The organism is Citrobacter sp. L55 (assembly GCF_002850715.1).
Classification (GTDB): domain Bacteria; phylum Pseudomonadota; class Gammaproteobacteria; order Enterobacterales; family Enterobacteriaceae; genus Citrobacter; species Citrobacter braakii.
The window spans coordinates 153,295-172,262 of sequence record NZ_KZ559407.1; the positions used below are offsets into that span (position 1 = coordinate 153,295).

Here is an 18,968-nt window from a genome sequence, read left to right on the forward strand (position 1 = left end):
TAGTCGTACTCCATTGTTTTCCCTGACTATACGGGCAAATCTATCAGCAAAGCGCGCAGCGCGGTATCGGCGACTAACGTTATGTTAGTTTCGTCACGAATAAATGCGCCATCGCCGCAGGTGAGCGCTTCCTTTTCGGCGCCAGATGTCACCGCATGGAATCTGCCGTGGATCGACTGTAAGTAAGCCCGCGGCCCATGTAACTGAAAACTCAGCGATTCACCTTGTTGCAGTTCAACGTGGTGCACCCATACCTGTTGACGCAGATGCAGGCTGCCTTGTTCTCCATCCGGCGAGGCGAGCAACTGATGCTTACCGGCATTCAGCGTGGCTTTCTGTACGCAGGCGTTTTCGCGCTGCGGGCAGGCATCCAGCCAGAGCTGCATTCGGGTTAACGGTTTATCTTTGCTGATATTGTGTTCGCTGTAGCTAATTCCCGGCTGTGTGGCGAGCAGTAAAACTTCTCCTGCCTTGGCCTGGATATGGTTACCTTCACTGTCGCGATACTCCGCTTCCCCTTCGAGGATCAGATTGACGATATCTACCTTCGGATAGGTACGTGCCTGGAAAGAGGCTCCCGGTGCCAGAACTTCCTGGTTCAGAACACGCAGCGAGGCATAACCCAGCAGTTTAGGATCAAAATAGTGTCCAAAGGAGAAGGTATAACGGGCCTGCAGCCAGCCGTAGTCTGCTTGCCCGCATTGTTTGGCTGTACGGGTAGTAATCATAGTTCTTGACCTCTCTTTACTTCCTTTTATGTTAAATGGCTAGACGCTGCATTGTTAGCCAGATATTCTGCCCGGTATGTTCAAATTTCCTGAATGAGAACGAGATGGCCAAAGAAAGGGCTTTAACGCTTGAGGCGTTACGCGTCATGGACGCAATAGACCGGCGTGGCAGCTTTGCCGCCGCGGCGGACGAACTGGGGCGCGTTCCTTCCGCGCTCAGCTATACCATGCAGAAGCTGGAGGAAGAGCTGGACGTCGTGCTGTTCGACCGTTCAGGTCATCGCACAAAATTCACCAACGTCGGGCGTATGCTGCTGGAACGTGGGCGTGTACTGTTGGAAGCTGCGGATAAGCTGACCACCGATGCCGAAGCGCTGGCTCGCGGTTGGGAAACGCATCTGACCATCGTCACCGAAGCGCTGGTGCCGACGGCGGCGTTTTTCCCGCTGATCGACAGACTTGCCGGGAAGGCCAATACCCAGCTTTCCGTTATTACCGAAGTTCTGGCCGGGGCGTGGGAGCGTCTGGAGCAGGGGCGGGCGGATATCGTGATTGCGCCGGATATGCATTTTCGCTCATCTTCGGAAATCAACTCGCGCAAGCTGTACTCGCTGATGAACGTATATGTGGCGGCCCCGGATCATCCAATTCATCAGGAGCCGGAACCGTTATCGGAAGTCACCCGCGTGAAGTACCGCGGAATCGCGGTGGCGGACACGGCCCGCGAACGCCCGGTGCTGACGGTTCAACTGCTGGATAAACAGCCGCGTCTGACGGTGAGTTCGATAGAAGATAAACGCCAGGCGCTGTTGGCCGGCCTTGGCGTGGCGACGATGCCATACCCGCTGGTGGAAGAGGACATTGCGGCGGGTCGGTTGCGTGTGGTTAGCCCGGAATCGACAAGCGAAATTGATATTATTATGGCCTGGCGTCGAGACAGCATGGGCGAAGCGAAATCCTGGTGTTTGCGGGAAATTCCCAAGCTGTTTGCGGGTAAATAGCAGGGCTGTTACGCCGGATGCGGTGCAAATGCACCTTATCCGGCCGACAAGATGGTGTATTACATCAGGACAGTTGTTTCGGGTCAGCGCCGAAGCGGTTGCTCCCCTGAGTCCCATTTTGACAGTTGAAAATGATGATTACCAACCAGCCTACGATCGGGATCAGCAGCACCAGTAGCCACCAGGCCGAGCGGTCGGTGTCATGTAAACGCCGGAACTGCACCGCCCACCACGGGATAAAGACCAGAACCCCATAAATCGTCGTTAATATGCCTTCCCCTCCGGCGCGTTCCCAGCCAAGCATTCTGTCCAGAATGCCCAGCACGAACGTAAAGATGATGTTGACCAGCACAAACATCCAGTATTCTTTACGACGCGCGCGGCCCCCAAAACCAAAGTAGTTCTTTAATACGTTTAAATACCAATCCATTTTTGCCTCGTTCTGTATTCAATTACTTGTTTTTAAAGCAATCAAAATAAGAATAGCCGTGAATGGAATACTGGTAAATATTTGCTGTATTAATTATTTGGCCCCCAAAGGGGACCCGTGTAAATCAGGCAAAACGGTCATCACGCCCGTGGGGTTCGTTGAGGTCCTGCCACGGTCCGACAGAAATAATGCCGGTCGGGTTAATGGTTTTGTGGCTACGGAAGTAGTGATTGCGGATGTGATCGAAATTAACGGTCTCCGCAATGCCTGGCATCTGGTAGATATCGCGCAGGAAACCGTACAGGTTCAGATAGTCGCTAATCCGGTGTTTGTCGCACTTGAAGTGCGTCACATACACAGGATCAAAGCGCACCAGCGTAGTCCACAGGCGAATATCGGCCTCTGTTAACTGGTCCCCGGTCAGGTAGCGATGTTGCCCAAGGATCTGCTCCAGTCGCGCCAGAGATTGAAAGACTTTTTCTACGGCGTCGTCGTAGGCTTCCTGACTGGTGGCAAATCCGGCTTTATACACGCCGTTATTGACGTTGTCATAAATCCAGCCGTTGAGCTCGTCGATTTTAGTTTGCAGAGCGGGTGGATAGTAATCCCCGGCTTTCGCGCCCAGCGCATCAAACGCAGTGTTAAACATACGGATGATATCTGCAGATTCGTTGCTGACAATGGTGTGGTTCTTTTTGTCCCACAGCACCGGAACGGTCACCCGACCGCTGTAGTGCGGATCGGCGTGTAAATAGAGTTGATAAAGAAATTCGTGCTGATACAGGGTATCGCCGGTTGCCGCCGGGAAGTTATCGTCAAAGGTCCAGCCGTTTTCCAGCATCAGCGGATGCACAACGGAAACGGAAATAAACGGTTCCAGCCCTTTGAGTTTACGCAAGATCAGCGTGCGATGCGCCCACGGACAGGCCAGAGAAACGTAGAGATGATAGCGGTCTTTTTCGGCGGCGAAACCCCCTTCGCCCGTTGGACCGGGTGCGCCATCCGCAGTGAGCCAGTTACGGAAAGCTGATGCAGAGCGTTGAAATTTTCCCCCGGTTGATTTGGTGTCATACCAGGTGTCATGCCATACGCCGTCAATGAGTTGTCCCATGATTTTCGCCTCCTCAGATAGCAAAAGCGAGGAGATGTCTCCTCGCTTTTTGATGCGTTTAGTATAGCTCGCTTACCATTTTTTATTCAGTACACGGTCGATGCTGAATGCGCCCGGACCGGTGATAGCCAGCAGCAGGAAGCCGCCTGCGATGGTCAGGTTTTTCATAAACATCAGAGAGTTCACACCTTCCGCAAAGTTGCTGTGGAAGAGGAACGCCGTCAGCAGCGTGAAGCCCGCGGTGAACAGCGCAGTAGTACGGGTCAGGAAACCAAACAGGATGGCCAGACCGCCGCCAAACTCAAGCAGGATAACCAGCGGTAACATAAATCCTGGGACGCCCATGGCTTCCATGTACTGTTGGGTACCCGCATATCCGGTGATTTTTCCCCAACCTGCGGTAATAAACAGGATTGGCATCAGAATGCGTGCTACCAGTACACCAACATCTTCTAATTTCTTCATCATACTCTCCAGGAAACCACCCAGGCGGCTTATTGTGTTTTTTTGTGCAACGACGTCGCAGAGTGCGTCGTTGCTGTCGATGGAGAGAATCATAAACGCGGCTAATGACAATTGTTAGCAAGGAAAACTGTCAGAAATTTTCAAAAAATTTGAGGTTAGGGGCAGGAGAGGTGATTAGCCGCGCAGTTGCTGTTGTCTGATGGTCGATTTAACCAGACGCCAGATGCTCCACACGCTAAAGCCGCGTTTAGCCCAGCGTACCAGCAGATTCGGGTTACGAATGGTGCGAACCGCCATAATACTGCTTCCGACCAACACCCAGCTACGCAGGTTCAGCAGCGTCTTCCAGCCACGATCGTAAACTTCGGTGGCTTCCAGCCAGTCGCGGCGAGTGGCAGACAGATCCAGCCTTTGCTGCTGGATCTGTCCAAGCAGTTGCGCCTTACGTTGTTGACGTTCGACTTTACTGCTCATTATGCATCATCCTCCAGGGCCTGCCTGTCGTTAGCGAGTTCATTGCGCGTATGGCGTAGCAGCGTTGTTTTACGCGCTTTACTCAGCGTCCATAGCCCGCCGATAAGCGCTAAAAGCAACAGCACAACGGTGGTGGCAATCATGGCGTTCAGGCGATACTGCGGGTCTATGGCCCAGATGATAAGCACCATCAGACTCATCAGACCAAACGCCGCGAACAGCATGGTCAGCCCAAGCATCAGCAGGATCTGGATGAGATTGGCTTTTTCCTCTTCCAGCTCAACGACGGCCAGCCGCAGCCGCGTCTCTACGATCTCAACGAGAATCGTCAGGATCCGCTGTCCAATACCCAGTACGCCTTTGCCTGGACCTTGTGCGTGTTGAGAGTCTGCCATTATTAACGGCGCGACAGCAGTACACCAAGTACCACACCGACTGCAGCGCCAATGCCGACGCCTGTCCATGGGTTTTCGCGTACGTAGTTATCGGCTTTTGCCGCGGCCTCACGGGTCTGTTTGGCAATCACATCGCTGGTTTCGCTCAGACGATGGCGGCTCTCGCGTAACGCATGTTCGGCTTTACTGCGAATTTTACTCATCTCTTCCTTCGACTTATCGCCAGAGGAGCTAAGTACTTCTTCAAGCGTATCCGCAAGAGATTTCAGCTCAGCGCGCAGGTTTTCCGTAGCATTATCTTTCGACATAGTTTTCTCCAGTTGAGTGGCTAGTTACCGTACTTAGTAATCGCGTGTCTCGAGTTCTTTCAGCTCTTGCTGAGCTTCCGCAAGCTTATGTTCGCGCTTGGCTATCTTATCCGCATCGCCTTTTTGCTTCGCCTCGGCCAAATCACGTTGACGCTCGGCTATCTCATTTTTCTGCTCGGCGATTTTTTTCTGATGGTCGGCGCGCAGTTTGCTGTCAGTACAATTTGCCCGAACTTCGCTCAGCGCTTTGTTCAGACCATTGATGCGGTTTTGATTGTTGTGCTTTTCGGCATAGCTTATCTCCCGCTGAATATCCTGTTCTTTTTCCTGACAGAGGGTGGAGGCGTAACTGCCGGCACTGAGAGCGAAAAGACTAATTGCTAAAGCGATGCGGTATTTCATTCTTGAACCTTCCATTGTGATTCGACCTTGTGGCTTTGGCCGATGCTCCAGAATAATAAAGCAATGGGTCATAAACCCAGTTTATTAATCATAGGCGCTAAATGATGAAATCACCAAAGTGAGTGATCTAATTCAGATTCCTGGAGATTAACCAAAACGGTGCGGGGTATCACGTAAGCGGGATAACCACTGTACCGCCTGATTATCATCATCCTGCTGAGCAATAACGAAACCGTGCGGTAACGTTCGGTCCAGCACGACCTTTGCGGCTGCGCTTTGCGCGCTGGAATCAAAGGTGATCAGCAGCGCGTCATTTTGCGGAGTAATGCTTTTAAAGCGAATGCCGTTGGCGTCCAGGTGATGCCAGATAGAGAAGCCATCAGGCATGGTGGCTCCCTGGTTTACAGCACGAATGGCAAGCGTTGACTCCTGCTGGCGGATGACCGACCAGGTCAGGAGCAGCGCGCCGATAAACAGCATAAAAGTAGTCGTCCAGGCCAGTCGTCGGAGTGTTATGCATGATTTCAGCATAATTTACCCTCGGTTCCCGTATTTCTTTTTCCAAAGCACAACCAGGGAACCTGCCAGACCAAACACCAGTAACACCACGGGAAGCAGCATCAGACAAGACATCAGCTGATCTTCATATTTGAGAAACACTGGCGTTTTGCCCAGCAGATAGCCAAGCGTTGTGAGAATCAGAACCCAAAGCAGTCCGCTCATCCAGTTAAAGAACTGAAAGCGCGCATTGTTCAGACCGGACAATCCTGCGATGGTCGGCAGTAATGTTCTGACAAACGCGATAAAGCGACCGACCAACAGGGCAGACAAGCCATGCTTATGGAACAGATGATGTGCGCGCTGATGGTAGTGCGCGGGTAGATGAGACAGCCAGTTTTGAACGGTGCGGGTATTTCCCAGCCATCTCCCCTGGATATAGCTGAGCCAGCAACCCAGGCTGGCCGCGGTGGTGAGCAGCAGTACCGTTTGCGGAAAACCCATCGCGCCTTTAGCGATAAGTACGCCGACCAGTACCAGTAGACTGTCGCCAGGTAAAAAGGCTGCTGGCAGCAGTCCATTTTCCAGAAACAAAATGGTAAACAGTACGAAATAGAGCATGCCAATCATGGAGGGATTGGCCAGCGTTTCAAAATCCTGAGCCCATAAAGCATTCAGTAATTGAGTCAGTAGTTCCATTCAATATTCCTGGAGAATCGGTTGTCGTCATGCCGGTATTCTGGAGTTTGTAACGCCGCAATTTTATTGGTGTTTTTTACATGGATCGCGGTCTGACACAAATTCACGGCCTGAACTATTCCCTGTAAAGTTGTGAAGTAAGCAAGCTCTCAAACACAAAAATTCAAATAACAACTAATTGTAACAAAGGTCAACGTAGTCCGTTATAGAAATTACGGGTGTTGTCCTGTGATTTTGCTTATCGCAATGGAGGGAGGCGAGAGGATTTACACAGGCTGACACTTTATACCTAATGCTTACCAAGCGTCAGAAACAGGCGCTTTGTCGCGCCTGCATCGTTAAGATTGTTTATTTTGCGCCGTTAGCTGCCGTATCGAGATGAATGACGGGATTATCGGTAAAAAGATAACGGTCTGCGTTGAATTCAAAATCATCGCTGGTTTCGTTAAACAACATCTGCTTTGTGTTCTCAAGATGCTGCCACATCGCCAGTTTGGCGGCGTGTGGATCTTTGCGAATCAGCGCCCGCAGGATCTGGTCATGGTCGTCGCACCAGTTATCTATCGTGCGCAGGTCGATGTGGTCGTGCAGCTTCTTCCAGTAGGGGTTGTGAATACGCTGAGTCCACATTTTTTCAACAATCGCGGCCAGGGCAGAGTTCTGTGTTGCCAGCGCGACCTGCACATGGAACTGGAGATCCCACTCGGAGTCACGAAAGCTTTTTTCGTTACGCGACTTCTCCTGAATTTCCATCAGTTTCATGATGTCCTGTTTGGTCACCTGGGTGGCGGCAAACTCGGCAATGTTGCTTTCTATGAGCTGGCGAGCCTGGAGCAGCTCAAACGGACCGTAGCTGGCGAATTCCAGACTTTCATCTGGCGCGACATAGTGTTTGGGTTGGTTTGAAATGACGTGGATCCCCGATCCTTTACGCACTTCAACGTAGCCCTCAACCTCGAGCATGATAATCGCTTCACGAACCACGGTGCGGCTGACATTTTTTTCATCGGCGATAAAGCGCTCGGCGGGGAGTTTGTCACCCACCAGGTAGACACCCTGCTCAATGCGTTCTTTCAGATCAGCGGCAAGTTGTTGGTACAAACGTCGTGGTTCGGTGATTTCCATATGCGCTCCAGGCATGATACGGCAGACTCTATTTGTTATACCACTTTTGCGATTACGGCTCCACTCGCGGCGATAAAAAAGCCGCCAGATGACTGGCGGCTTAGATTACATAACCTTGTTAAATCGTGTCTGGTTAACTTTGCGCAGCGGGATCGCCAGTTTGCGAAGCTGACTCTACCTCGCTGGCCGATTTGTTCTGCAATACCGTCCAGATGACTAACGCGCCGAGCAGGTCGAATACCGCCAGTACGGCGAACAGCGGGCTGAAGCCGATGGTGTCAGCCAGCGCGCCAACGACCAGCGCAAACAGCGTACTTGCAAGCCATGCGGACATACCGGTCAGACCGTTCGCGGTTGCCACTTCATTACGACCAAATACGTCAGAAGAGAGCGTGATCAGCGCACCGGACAGCGCCTGGTGAGCAAAGCCGCCGACGCACAGCAGGGCGATAGCAATGTACGGGCTGGTGAACAGACCGATCATCCCTGGGCCAATCATCAGCAATGCGCCCATGGTGACGACCATTTTACGGGAAACGATCAGGTTAACGCCGAACCAGCGCTGGAACAGCGGCGGTAAGTAACCCCCTACGATACAGCCCAGGTCAGCAAACAGCATCGGCATCCAGGCAAACATCGCAATCTCTTTCAGGTTAAAGCCGTAGACTTTAAACATGAACAGCGGGATCCAGGCGTTGAAGGTACCCCAGGCCGGCTCTGCCAGGAAACGCGGCAGCGCGATGCCCCAGAACTGGCGGTTACGCAGGATCTGACCGAGAGACATTTTCTTGGCGGTGCTGTTTTTATGCTGTGATTCCTGACCATTCAGAATGTAATCACGTTCTTCATCAGACAGTTTTTTCTGGTCGCGTGGGTGTTTGTAAAATACCAACCAGCACATGGCCCAGATGAAGCTCAGGGCACCGGAAATAATAAATGCCATCTGCCAGCTGTGCATGACGATAGCCCAGACGACCAGCGGCGGGGCAATCATCGCGCCGATAGAAGAACCGACGTTAAAGTAACCCACGGCGATTGAACGTTCTTTTGCCGGGAACCATTCAGAGCTGGCTTTCAGACCCGCAGGGATCATCGCAGCTTCAGCGGCACCGACTGCGCCTCGCGCCAGCGCCAGTCCACCCCAGCTACCAGCCAGTGCGGTCGCGCCACAGAAGACGGCCCACAGAACGGCGAACATCGCGTAACCAATTTTTGTGCCGAGCACATCGAGCACATAGCCGGCAACGGGTTGCATTACGGTGTAAGCAGCAGAATACGCTGCGATGATATAGGAATACTGTTGGGTGGAGATGTGTAACTCTTCCATCAGAGTTGGCGCAGCTGCCGCCACAGTGTTACGTGTCAGGTAACCCAGCACGGTGCCAAGTGTCACCAGTGCGATCATGTACCAACGTAACCCTTTAATTTTACGCATGTAAAACCTCATCGTTTTGTTATGTCCGCGAACGAGCGGTCATCTTCCAGTTCAGGGAGGAGGATGTTCTTTTACGAGGGGGTAACCGAAAAAAAGCCGGTACTCCCCGAACTCTGCCATGTCAATATTTGTGCTAATTCGGTTTCCGTACCGGTTAATCCGATGGTGATACATCGGTAATTTGCATTCCGTCGGCTTATGTATCGCGACGGCAAAAAGATAACTTGTCATACAGCTTTAAAAGGTGAGTGCCATCACAAAAGTGTGAATCTTCGTGTGGTCATTATTTCGATTCAGCAAAGCCAGTGCTGGTGCGGCTTGGCGCGAGGTTTACCTCTTTGAGAGTAATTTTTTTGTCGCCATTTGTTGATCTAACTCACGAAAATATCTTCAGTGTATGGAAATTGGTGTGATAACTTTGTCAACATCAAAACATAAGCAATCTGACGCACTCGCTGAGAGGAAGACGATAATGACCCCGTTTATGACTGAAGATTTCCTGTTGGACACCGAATTTGCCCGCCGTCTGTATCATGATTACGCCAAAGACCAGCCAATCTTCGACTACCACTGCCATTTGCCACCGCAACAAATCGCGGAAAACTACCGTTTTAATAACCTGTATGACATCTGGCTGAAGGGTGACCACTACAAGTGGCGTGCGATGCGTACTAACGGCGTCGCTGAACGCCTGTGTACCGGCGATGCCTCCGATCGCGAGAAGTTTGACGCCTGGGCCGCCACGGTTCCGCACACAATCGGTAACCCGCTGTACCATTGGACCCACCTCGAATTACGTCGCCCGTTTGGTATTACAGGTAAGCTGCTGTCTCCGGCAACGGCTGACGAAATCTGGAACCAGTGCAATGAACTGCTGGCGCAGGACAAATTCTCCGCACGCGGCATCATGCAGCAGATGAACGTGAAAATGGTCGGTACCACCGATGACCCGATCGACTCTCTGGAGCATCACGCGGCCGTTGCTAAAGACGGAAGCTTTGATGTGAAAGTGCTGCCGAGCTGGCGTCCGGATAAAGCCTTTAACATTGAGCAGGCGACCTTTAACGACTATATGGCGAAGCTCGGTGAGGTGTCTGACACGGATATCCGCCGCTTCAGCGACCTGCAAGCTGCGCTGACCAAACGTCTGGATCACTTTGCGGCTCACGGCTGTAAAGTCTCTGACCACGCGCTGGACGTGGTGCTGTTTGCTGAATCTAACGAATCTGAACTGGATAGCATTCTGGCACGCCGCCTGGCGGGTGAAACGCTGAGCGAGCATGAAGTTGCCCAGTTTAAAACCGCGGTGCTGGTGTTCCTCGGTGCGGAATACGCGCGTCGTGAATGGGTACAGCAGTACCACATCGGCGCGCTGCGTAATAACAACCTGCGTCAGTTCAAACTGTTGGGTGCGGATGTTGGCTTCGACTCATCAACGATCGCCCGATGGCCGAAGAGCTGTCCAAACTGCTGAGCAAGCAGAACGAACAGAACCTGCTGCCGAAAACCATTCTCTACTGCCTGAACCCGCGCGATAACGAAGTGCTGGGCACCATGATCGGCAACTTCCAGGGCGAAGGTATGCCGGGCAAGATGCAGTTCGGTTCCGGCTGGTGGTTCAACGATCAGAAAGACGGTATGGAACGTCAGATGACGCAACTGGCCCAGCTCGGTCTGCTGAGCCGTTTCGTCGGCATGCTGACCGATAGCCGTAGCTTCCTTTCATATACGCGCCATGAATACTTCCGTCGCATCCTGTGCCAGATGATTGGCCGTTGGGTTGCTGCAGGTGAAGCGCCGGCAGATATCCAGCTGTTGGGTGAAATGGTCAGAAATATTTGCTTCAACAATGCGCGTGATTATTTCGCCATTGAACTGAACTAAGGCCTGGGTGAAGGTATGCAATACATCAAGATCCATACGCTGGATAACGTCGCGGTAGCGCTCGCTGATTTGGCTGAAGGAACCGAAGTCACCGTTGATGGGCAAGCGGTAATCCTGCGCCAAGCGGTTTCTCGTGGCCATAAATTCGCTTTATGCGATATTGCGCAAGGCGAAAACGTCATTAAATACGGTTTGCCAATCGGTCATACATTGGTGGACGTGGCGGCGGGTGAGCATATTCATGCTCACAACACGCGCACGAATCTGAGCGACCTGGACACGTATAGCTACCACCCTGATTTTCAGGCAGAGCTTGTTCAACCCGCCGATCGCGATGTACAGATCTACCGTCGTGCTAACGGCGAGGTCGGCGTACGCAACGAACTGTGGATCCTGCCGACGGTCGGCTGCGTCAACGCCATGGCGCGTCAGATGCAGACCCGCTTTCTGAAAGAGACCAACGACGCCGAGGGTATCGACGGCGTGCATCTTTTCAGTCACACCTACGGCTGTTCGCAACTGGGTGACGACCACATCAACACCCGTACCATGCTGCAAAATATGGTGCGCCACCCGAATGCGGGTGCGGTGCTGGTGGTCGGCCTGGGCTGTGAAAACAACCAGGTTGATGCCTTCCGCGAAACTTTAGGCAAGTACGATCCTGAGCGTGTTCACTTTATGGTCTGCCAACATCAGGAAGACGAAGTGGAAGCGGGGATTGAACATCTCCATCAGTTGTACAACGTGATGCGTAACGATAAGCGTGAGCCGGGTAAACTGGGCGAGCTGAAGTTTGGTCTGGAATGCGGCGGCTCTGACGGCCTGTCCGGTATTACCGCCAACCCAATGCTGGGACGTTTTTCCGACTACGTGATTGCCAACGGCGGCACCACCGTGCTGACTGAAGTACCGGAAATGTTCGGTGCCGAGCAGCTGCTGATGGACCACTGCCGTGACGAAGAAACCTTCGGCAAGCTGGTGACCATGGTCAATGACTTTAAGCAGTACTTCATTGCTCACGACCAGCCGATTTACGAGAATCCATCGCCGGGCAACAAAGCGGGCGGGATCACCACGCTGGAAGATAAATCTTTGGGCTGCACGCAAAAAGCGGGCTCCAGCCAGGTGGTGGACGTACTGCGCTACGGCGAACGCCTGAAGACACACGGCCTGAACTTACTGAGCGCGCCGGGTAACGATGCGGTTGCTACCAGTGCCCTCGCGGGCGCGGGCTGTCATATGGTGCTGTTCAGCACCGGCCGCGGTACGCCGTACGGCGGTTTTGTGCCGACGGTGAAAATTGCGACCAACAGCGAGCTGGCGGCCAAGAAAAAACACTGGATCGATTTTGACGCCGGACAGCTGATCCACGGTAAAGCGATGCCTCAGCTGCTGAGCGAGTTTGTCGATACGATCGTTGAGTTCGCCAATGGCAAGCAAACCTGCAACGAGCGCAACGATTTCCGGGAACTGGCTATCTTTAAAAGCGGCGTAACATTGTAATTACCCTTCATCTTTCGCGTGACAGTCGCGTTGGCTGCGTCCATTCACCCCGGTCACTTACTCCAGTAAGCTCCCGGGGATGTCTGAACTTACCGCCTTGCGGTAGCACGAAATCTATTGGGTAATCGAAATGGAGTGGATTTTAAAAACGGCGTTTCATAATATGGAGCGCCGTTTGCTTTTGCGTTTCCTCACAAGGATCTCCCATGACCGCGTATTGGCTGGCCCAGGGCGTAGGTGTCATCGCCTTTTTGATCGGCATTACCACCTTTTTCAATCGAGATGAGCGCCGGTTCCGGCTGCAACTCGCCGTCTACAGCGCCACCATTGGCGTGCATTTTTTTCTGATGGGCGCCTGGCCTGCGGGAATGAGTGCAGAGCTAAACACCATCCGCACACTCGTCTCGATGCATACCCGCAAACTATGGGTAATGACCGTTTTTATTATCCTCACCCTGGTTCTCGGGCTGGCGAAATTACAGCATGCGATGGAGCTGTTGCCGATTATCGGCACGCTGGCCAGCACCTGGGCGCTGTTTCGCTGCCAGGGGCTGACCGTGCGCTGCGTAATGTGGTGCGCAACCGCCTGTTGGGTTATCCATAATTTCTGGTTGGGATCGATTGGTGGGACGATGATCGAAGGTAGTTTTCTGGTGATGAACGGCCTGAACATTATTCGCTTCCGGCGGATGCAAAAACGCGGAATTGATCCATTCAAAATTGAAAAAAGCGTACAAGAAGAGAACCCCTCCGTCCGGTGACGGAGGGGCAGAGATTAGCCGCGCAGGGCGTTATTTGCCAGACGTTCGTCTTCAGCCTGGCAGGCCGCAGCGGTAAACAGGACGTCTGTAGAAGAGTTCAGCGCCGTTTCACAGGAATCCTGCAATACGCCGATGATAAAGCCAACGGCAACGACCTGCATGGCGATGTCATTCGGGATACCGAACATATTACATGCCAGTGGGATCAGCAGCAGAGAACCCCCCGCCACGCCCGATGCGCCGCAGGCGCACAGCGAAGCCACCACGCTCAGTAACAGCGCCGTCGGTAAATCGACCGGAATACCCAACGTATTGACCGCCGCCAGCGTCAACACGGTAATGGTGATCGCCGCGCCTGCCATATTGATGGTGGCTCCCAGCGGGATAGACACCGAATAGGTATCACGATCCAGGTTCAGCTTCTCACACAGCGCCATATTCACCGGAATGTTTGCCGCGGAGCTGCGGGTAAAGAAGGCGTACACGCCGCTTTCACGCAGACAGGCCAGCACTAACGGATATGGGTTGCGGCGAATTTTCCAGAATACCAGCAGCGGGTTGACCACCAACGCTACCAGCAGCATACAGCCTACCAGCACGGTCAGCAGATGTGCGTAGCCCCAAAGCGTGGCGAAACCGGTGGTTGCCAGCGTGGAGGAGACCAGGCCGAAGATACCGATCGGCGCGAAACGAATCACCAGCTTCACCATAAAGGTAACAGCGTTGGACATATCGTTGACCAGATTTTTGGTCGTTTCATTACCGTGACGCAGCGCAAAGCCCAGACCGACGGCCCAAACCAGGATGCCGATGTAGTTGGCGTTAAGCAGTGCATCAATTGGGTTAGAAACCATGCTCATTAGCAGGCCACGCATCACTTCGATAATGCCGGACGGCGGTACGATATCGCTGGCGCTGCTGGAAAGATGCAGTGTCGATGGGAAGGCGAAGCTGAAGACAACGGCCGCTAACGCTGCGGAAAATGTTCCGAGCAGGTAGAGGAACAGTATTGGGCGGATATTGGTTTTTTGCCCGTGCTGGTGGTTGGCGATAGAAGCCATTACCAGCATCAGAACCAGAATTGGTGCGACGGCTTTTAACGCGCCGACGAACAGAGTACCCAGTAAACCAACGGCTTCTGCCGCAGGTTTTGACACCAGTGCCAGTAAAATCCCCAGAACCAAACCGATCAAAATTTGTTTAACCAGGCTCCCTTGCGCCAAGCGCGAGAATAGCCCCGATGAACGTTGCGTAGTCATGTAGTAATCCTTTCATTGTGTTGTTGCCCTGCCTTTGTGCGTTCTGTAGACGCATCTTTCAGGATGAGGCAAATGTTTGCATGGCTGAGTATAAGGAAAGAACAGGGTTCTGGAAGCGAAATATCCTGGATTTCGCGTTGAGATCATATTTTATAACTTTGAGTTAACATTATTTTGACATGATAAACAAAAAGCCCGACGCACGCAGTGTGCTGTCGGGCTTTTCAGCTAGCAGATGAAACTTACTGTATTTGTTGCTTTTTATCGTGCTGGTGGTTGACCCAGGCGTTCACAATCAGCGTCACAAACAGAATGCCAAATACCACGCCTAACGAGATAGCGATCGGGATATGGTAGAAATCGACGATCAGCATCTTAATACCGATAAACACCAGAATGACCGACAAACCGTACTTCAGCATGGAGAAACGCTCCGCCACGCCCGCCAGCAGGAAGTACATTGCGCGCAGACCCAAAATAGCAAACAGGTTTGAGGTCAGCACGATGAACGGGTCGGTAGTGACGGCAAAGATAGCCGGAATACTGTCGACGGCGAAAATGACGTCGCTCAGCTCAACCAGAATCAACACCAGCATCAGCGGCGTAACAAACAGCAGGCCGTTTTTACGCACGAAGAATTTTTCATCTTCGATGGTATCGGTCATGCGCAAATGACCGCGCAGCCAGCGTACTAACGGTCTGTCGCCAATACCGGAAGCATCTTCTTTCGCCAGCGCCATCTTCACGCCGGTAAACAGCAGGAATGCACCGAACACGTACAACAGCCACTCAAATTGGGTGATAAGCCAACTGCCGGCGAAGATCATGATCGTACGCAGAACAATGGCTCCCAGCACGCCATACACCAGTACCCGACGCTGCAACGCAGGCGGTACGGAGAAGTAGCTGAACAGCATCAACCAGACAAAGACGTTATCTACTGCCAGCGATTTTTCGATCAAATAGCCGGTAAGGAACGCCAGCGCCTGTGGGTCGGCAACGGCGCGGCCCTGGGTTTGTGCCAGGTACCACCAGAAGACGGCGTTAAACAGTAACGACAGCGTTACCCAAACGATTGACCAGGCCGCAGCCTGCTTCATCGACATCGTATGCGCGCCACGACGACCCTGCAACAGCAGGTCGATGGCCAGCATAATTACCACCACGACAGCGAAGCCACCCCATAACAACGGTGTGCCGACAGTATTCATTGTATTTCCCCATGCATAAAAAAAACGGCCAACGCCGAATGACGTTAGCCGCTGCTTTTTATGCATAGACCTTGCCATTCGGCAAGGTCTCACTTACAACAACAAAGGAATACGATGGCGTATTCCTTTGTTATCGCCCGGCGACCGGATGTGGTTTTTCACACATCGTAATGACGATCAACCGACAACGAAGTTACTCCCCTTTGCGGGTTACAAAATATTACAGGCCATGCATTCAGTCAATGGCCTGCAACATTCGTTTTACATACCTTTACGCTGTCAGCGATGTTACCGCTTCATCTGCCGGGAAAATCACACCGGTCTGGCGGCGAATCTCTGTTTGCAGTTTGGCGGTGATACGGCTGACGGCCAGTGCGGGGTGATCCACTTCGCCGGATTCAACCAAATGAGCAAAAGCCTCTGCCTCATACAGCATAGTATTGATGTGCTGAGGCGTCGTCAGATCCTGGGTTTTCCCCCCGCGAGGAACGAAGCACACTTTCTGACACTCGGAGATATGCTCGATCACCAGCGATCCCTGCTCGCCCTGAATTTCACTGGCTAACACCGAGTCGCTTACTTTTGAGTGCTGGAGTGTGACGCTGAAATCACCGTAATTCATCACCACCACGCCGTGGGCATCTACGCCGCTTTCCAGCAGACTGGCGCTGGCCTGAACGCTTTGCGGCTCACCCCACAGCGCAACCGCTGAGGCCAGGCAGTAAAAACCGATATCCATGATCGAGCCATTTGAGAACGCCGGATTAAACGTGTTCGGATTTTCACCGTCCAGATAGCGCTGGTAACGCGAGGAGTACTGGCAGTAATTAATAAACGCTTTCCTGATTCTTCCGACTTTGGGTAGAGATTGCTGCAACAGCAGGAAGTTAGGCAAGCTGGCGGTCTTAAACGCTTCAAACAGCACGACCTGATTTTCGCGCGCGCAGGCGATAGCGGCTTCGGCTTGCGCCAGGTTTGAGGCCAGCGGCTTTTCGCAAATAACATGCTTTTTGTGCCGCAAAAACAGCTCGGTCTGCGGGAAGTGCAGGGAGTTTGGACTGGCGATGTAGACGGCGTCGATCGCCTCGCTTTGCGCCATCGCTTCCAGTGAGGTAAACAGATGCTCGACGGGGTAATCGTTGGCGAAGGTCTGCGCCTGTTCAAGGCTACGGGAATAGACCGCGGTTAACTTATATTTGCCGGTTTCATGGGCGGCATCGACAAACTGGCGGGTGATCCAGTTTGTGCCAATTACTGCGAAACGTATCATAATGGCCTTCAGGCTGCGAAAAGGGATCCTTTCGTCAATTTAGCATGCCCTGAAGACAAAGCCAGTGCGCGACTACGCAGTTTGCTTTAACGATTGTTGCGTTAACCACAGGCGGGTATCGAACTCCAGTTGATGATACTGAGGCTCCATATGACAGCACAGCTGGTAAAACGCTTTGTCGTGCTCTTTTTCTTTCAGATGCGCCAGTTCATGAACGACGATCATGCGTAAAAAAGGTTCAGGGGCATTGCGAAACACGGTGGCAACGCGGATCTCCGCTTTGGCTTTTAGCTTACCGCCCTGCACGCGAGATACGGCGGTATGCAGCCCCAGCGCATTCTTCAGAACGTGTATCTTGCTGTCATACATGACTTTATTCAGCGGCGGGGCATTACGCAGGAACTGATTTTTCAGATCCTGAGTATATTGCCAGAGCGCTTTGTCGGTCGCGAAATCATGCGTCCCCGGATAGCGCTTCTCCAGCACTGCGCCCAGACGCTGTTCAGCAATCAGCGTTCTCACCTGAGAAAGCAAATGTTCCGGGTAGCCCTGGAGATAAGTTAGTTGGTTCATCTTTGCCCATGCCAATCATAAAAAGTGTATACTCACGCACCCTTTTCAGGGATACGCCGAAATTTTACCATTCAGGAGGGCCGATGAGCCACATAGACAACGGTTTCCGTTCGCTGTCACTTAAACGTTTCCCGGAAACGGATGACGTTAACCCGCTGCTGGCGTGGGAAGCGGCAGATGAATATCTGCTGCAACAGCTGGACGATACCGAGATTAGCGGCCCGGTGCTAATCCTGAATGATACCTTTGGCGCGCTGGGCTGTGCGCTGGCGCAACATTCGCCGTACAGCATTGGCGACTCCTATCTCAGCGAGCTTGCCACACGCGAGAACCTGCGTCACAACGATATTGCCGAGTCGAGCGTCAAGTTCCTCGACAGTACGGCTGACTACCCGCAGGCGCCGGGCGTGGTGCTGATTAAGCTGCCAAAAACCATGGCGCTGCTGGAGCAGCAACTGCGCGCGCTGCGCGAAGTGGTAACGCCGCAAACGCGTATCATCGCCGGGGCAAAAGCGCGTGATGTGCATACTTCGACGCTGGAGCTGTTTGAAAAAGTGTTGGGTCCAACCACCACCACGCTGGCGTGGAAAAAAGCCCGTTTAATCAACTGTACGTTCAGCAAACCTGAGCTGGCCGCTGCCTCGCAAACGCTAAGCTGGAAGCTGGAAGGTACCGAATGGACTATCCATAACCACGCCAACGTCTTCTCCCGTACCGGACTGGATATCGGCGCGCGCTTTTTTATCGAGCATCTGCCGGAAAACCTCGAAGGGGAGATTGTTGACCTCGGCTGTGGTAACGGTGTCATCGGTATGACGCTGTTGGCGAAGAACCCGGAAGCCAGCGTGGTATTTGTTGATGAATCGCCGATGGCGGTGGCTTCAAGCCGCTTGAACGTGGAAAGTAACATGCCTGAAGCGCTGGATCGCTGTGAGTTTATGATCAACAACGCGCTGTCGGGCGTCGAACCGTTCCGCTTTAACGCCGTGCTGTGTAACCCACCGTTCCACCAGAAGCACGCGCTGACGGATAACATTGCCTGGGAGATGTTCCACCACGCTCGCCGCTGCCTGAAAATCAACGGTGAGCTGTACATTGTGGCTAACCGTCACCTTGACTACTTCCACAAGCTGAAGAAGATTTTCGGCAACTGCGTGACCATCGCCACCAATAATAAATTCGTGGTGCTAAAAGCGGTCAAAACCGGTCGCCGCCGCTAATCGTGTGTGCCGGATGGCGGCGTGACCGCCTTATCCGTATATGGACACCTCCCGTTATGCAAGCCATTCTGCATTTTGTGTGACGGGGGTAAGATGCTGTCGTATATCCGGCCTCTCTTTCGGTACCGTCGTACCCGGCCATGATGTTATCTGCACACCTGGTTCCATTCGGCCTGCCGGCTTTGCTTTCGCAGGGAGCCTTCGGATAAACCGGAG

The 18,968-nt window shown here is 52.9% G+C and carries 20 protein-coding genes and 1 pseudogene; 5 read left to right on the forward strand and 16 right to left on the reverse strand.

The window, feature by feature from the left end:
- Positions 1-26 precede the first annotated feature (26 nt).
- Positions 27-728 carry a pirin family protein gene (locus B9P82_RS18475; protein ID WP_101700726.1) on the reverse strand — a complete coding sequence of 234 codons (702 nt, stop codon included), beginning with the start codon at positions 726-728 and terminating at the stop codon, positions 27-29.
- A 104-nt stretch (positions 729-832) separates the two neighbouring features.
- Here B9P82_RS18475 and yhaJ point away from each other — a divergent pair, with 104 nt between their 5' ends.
- Positions 833-1,729 carry a DNA-binding transcriptional regulator YhaJ gene (yhaJ, locus tag B9P82_RS18480; RefSeq protein WP_016154624.1) on the forward strand — a complete coding sequence of 299 codons (897 nt, stop codon included), beginning with the start codon at positions 833-835 and terminating at the stop codon, positions 1,727-1,729.
- 64 nt (positions 1,730-1,793) lie between these two features.
- Here yhaJ and B9P82_RS18485 read toward each other — a convergent pair whose 3' ends face one another.
- From B9P82_RS18485 to B9P82_RS18535, 11 genes are all read right to left on the reverse strand, one after another.
- The gene (locus B9P82_RS18485) at positions 1,794-2,159 is read right to left on the reverse strand and encodes a DUF805 domain-containing protein (protein WP_016154623.1); all 366 of its coding nucleotides are present in this window, start codon (positions 2,157-2,159) and stop codon (positions 1,794-1,796) included.
- Between the two features lie 124 nt (positions 2,160-2,283).
- Positions 2,284-3,270: a glutathionyl-hydroquinone reductase YqjG gene (yqjG, locus tag B9P82_RS18490; RefSeq protein ID WP_016154622.1), complete on the reverse strand. Its 987-nt coding sequence runs from the start codon at positions 3,268-3,270 to the stop codon at positions 2,284-2,286.
- A gap of 72 nt (positions 3,271-3,342) precedes the next feature.
- Complete coding sequence (locus tag B9P82_RS18495; protein WP_003024847.1) at positions 3,343-3,735, reverse strand: DoxX family protein; 393 nt, start codon at positions 3,733-3,735, stop codon at positions 3,343-3,345.
- 174 nt (positions 3,736-3,909) lie between these two features.
- Positions 3,910-4,209, reverse strand: coding sequence for a YqjK-like family protein (locus B9P82_RS18500; protein WP_101700727.1), 300 nt, complete (start codon positions 4,207-4,209; stop codon positions 3,910-3,912).
- Positions 4,209-4,604, reverse strand: coding sequence for a phage holin family protein (locus B9P82_RS18505; protein WP_016157537.1), 396 nt, complete (start codon positions 4,602-4,604; stop codon positions 4,209-4,211). The genes B9P82_RS18500 and B9P82_RS18505 overlap by 1 nt, the downstream gene beginning before the upstream one ends.
- A 2-nt stretch (positions 4,605-4,606) precedes the next feature.
- Complete coding sequence (locus tag B9P82_RS18510; RefSeq protein WP_003024832.1) at positions 4,607-4,912, reverse strand: ElaB/YgaM/YqjD family protein; 306 nt, start codon at positions 4,910-4,912, stop codon at positions 4,607-4,609.
- A 33-nt stretch (positions 4,913-4,945) separates the two neighbouring features.
- Positions 4,946-5,314: a DUF1090 domain-containing protein gene (locus tag B9P82_RS18515; protein WP_016154619.1), complete on the reverse strand. Its 369-nt coding sequence runs from the start codon at positions 5,312-5,314 to the stop codon at positions 4,946-4,948.
- A gap of 147 nt (positions 5,315-5,461) precedes the next feature.
- On the reverse strand, positions 5,462-5,830 hold the full coding sequence (gene mzrA, locus B9P82_RS18520) for an EnvZ/OmpR regulon moderator MzrA (RefSeq protein WP_029139667.1): 369 nt from the start codon (positions 5,828-5,830) through the stop codon (positions 5,462-5,464).
- Between the two features lie 18 nt (positions 5,831-5,848).
- A complete protein-coding gene (gene yqjA, locus B9P82_RS18525) occupies positions 5,849-6,511 on the reverse strand; it encodes a DedA family general envelope maintenance protein YqjA (protein ID WP_003024820.1) in 663 nt (220 codons plus the stop codon).
- Positions 6,512-6,859: 348 nt separating this feature from the next.
- Complete coding sequence (gene exuR / locus B9P82_RS18530) at positions 6,860-7,636, reverse strand: transcriptional regulator ExuR (RefSeq protein ID WP_046274732.1); 777 nt, start codon at positions 7,634-7,636, stop codon at positions 6,860-6,862.
- Positions 7,637-7,769: 133 nt separating this feature from the next.
- Positions 7,770-9,071, reverse strand: a complete 1,302-nt coding sequence (locus B9P82_RS18535; protein ID WP_016154616.1) for an MFS transporter — start codon at positions 9,069-9,071, stop codon at positions 7,770-7,772.
- A gap of 484 nt (positions 9,072-9,555) precedes the next feature.
- Between B9P82_RS18535 and uxaC the strand changes: the two are divergent.
- The 3 genes and pseudogenes from uxaC to B9P82_RS18550 all read left to right on the forward strand — a co-directional run bounded on the left by uxaC (position 9,556) and on the right by B9P82_RS18550 (position 13,219).
- A pseudogene (gene uxaC, locus B9P82_RS18540) lies at positions 9,556-10,955 on the forward strand (glucuronate isomerase).
- A gap of 15 nt (positions 10,956-10,970) precedes the next feature.
- Entirely contained in the window at positions 10,971-12,458 is a 1,488-nt protein-coding gene (locus B9P82_RS18545) for a UxaA family hydrolase (RefSeq protein WP_101700728.1), read from the forward strand.
- Between the two features lie 206 nt (positions 12,459-12,664).
- Entirely contained in the window at positions 12,665-13,219 is a 555-nt protein-coding gene (locus B9P82_RS18550) for a YgjV family protein (RefSeq protein ID WP_016154613.1), read from the forward strand.
- Positions 13,220-13,233: 14 nt separating this feature from the next.
- On the opposite strand, the gene sstT is transcribed toward B9P82_RS18550, so the two are convergent.
- The 4 genes from sstT to B9P82_RS18570 form a co-directional block, all read right to left on the reverse strand.
- The gene (gene sstT / locus B9P82_RS18555) at positions 13,234-14,478 is read right to left on the reverse strand and encodes a serine/threonine transporter SstT (RefSeq protein WP_016154612.1); all 1,245 of its coding nucleotides are present in this window, start codon (positions 14,476-14,478) and stop codon (positions 13,234-13,236) included.
- A 242-nt stretch (positions 14,479-14,720) separates the two neighbouring features.
- The gene (locus tag B9P82_RS18560; RefSeq protein ID WP_016154611.1) at positions 14,721-15,689 is read right to left on the reverse strand and encodes a TerC family protein; all 969 of its coding nucleotides are present in this window, start codon (positions 15,687-15,689) and stop codon (positions 14,721-14,723) included.
- A gap of 271 nt (positions 15,690-15,960) precedes the next feature.
- Complete coding sequence (locus B9P82_RS18565; RefSeq protein WP_016154610.1) at positions 15,961-16,959, reverse strand: Gfo/Idh/MocA family protein; 999 nt, start codon at positions 16,957-16,959, stop codon at positions 15,961-15,963.
- A 72-nt stretch (positions 16,960-17,031) separates the two neighbouring features.
- Positions 17,032-17,532, reverse strand: a complete 501-nt coding sequence (locus B9P82_RS18570; RefSeq protein WP_016154609.1) for a M48 metallopeptidase family protein — start codon at positions 17,530-17,532, stop codon at positions 17,032-17,034.
- Between the two features lie 83 nt (positions 17,533-17,615).
- Between B9P82_RS18570 and rlmG the strand changes: the two genes are divergently transcribed.
- Complete coding sequence (gene rlmG / locus B9P82_RS18575; protein WP_016157532.1) at positions 17,616-18,752, forward strand: 23S rRNA (guanine(1835)-N(2))-methyltransferase RlmG; 1,137 nt, start codon at positions 17,616-17,618, stop codon at positions 18,750-18,752.
- The last annotated feature ends 216 nt before the right edge of the window (positions 18,753-18,968 follow it).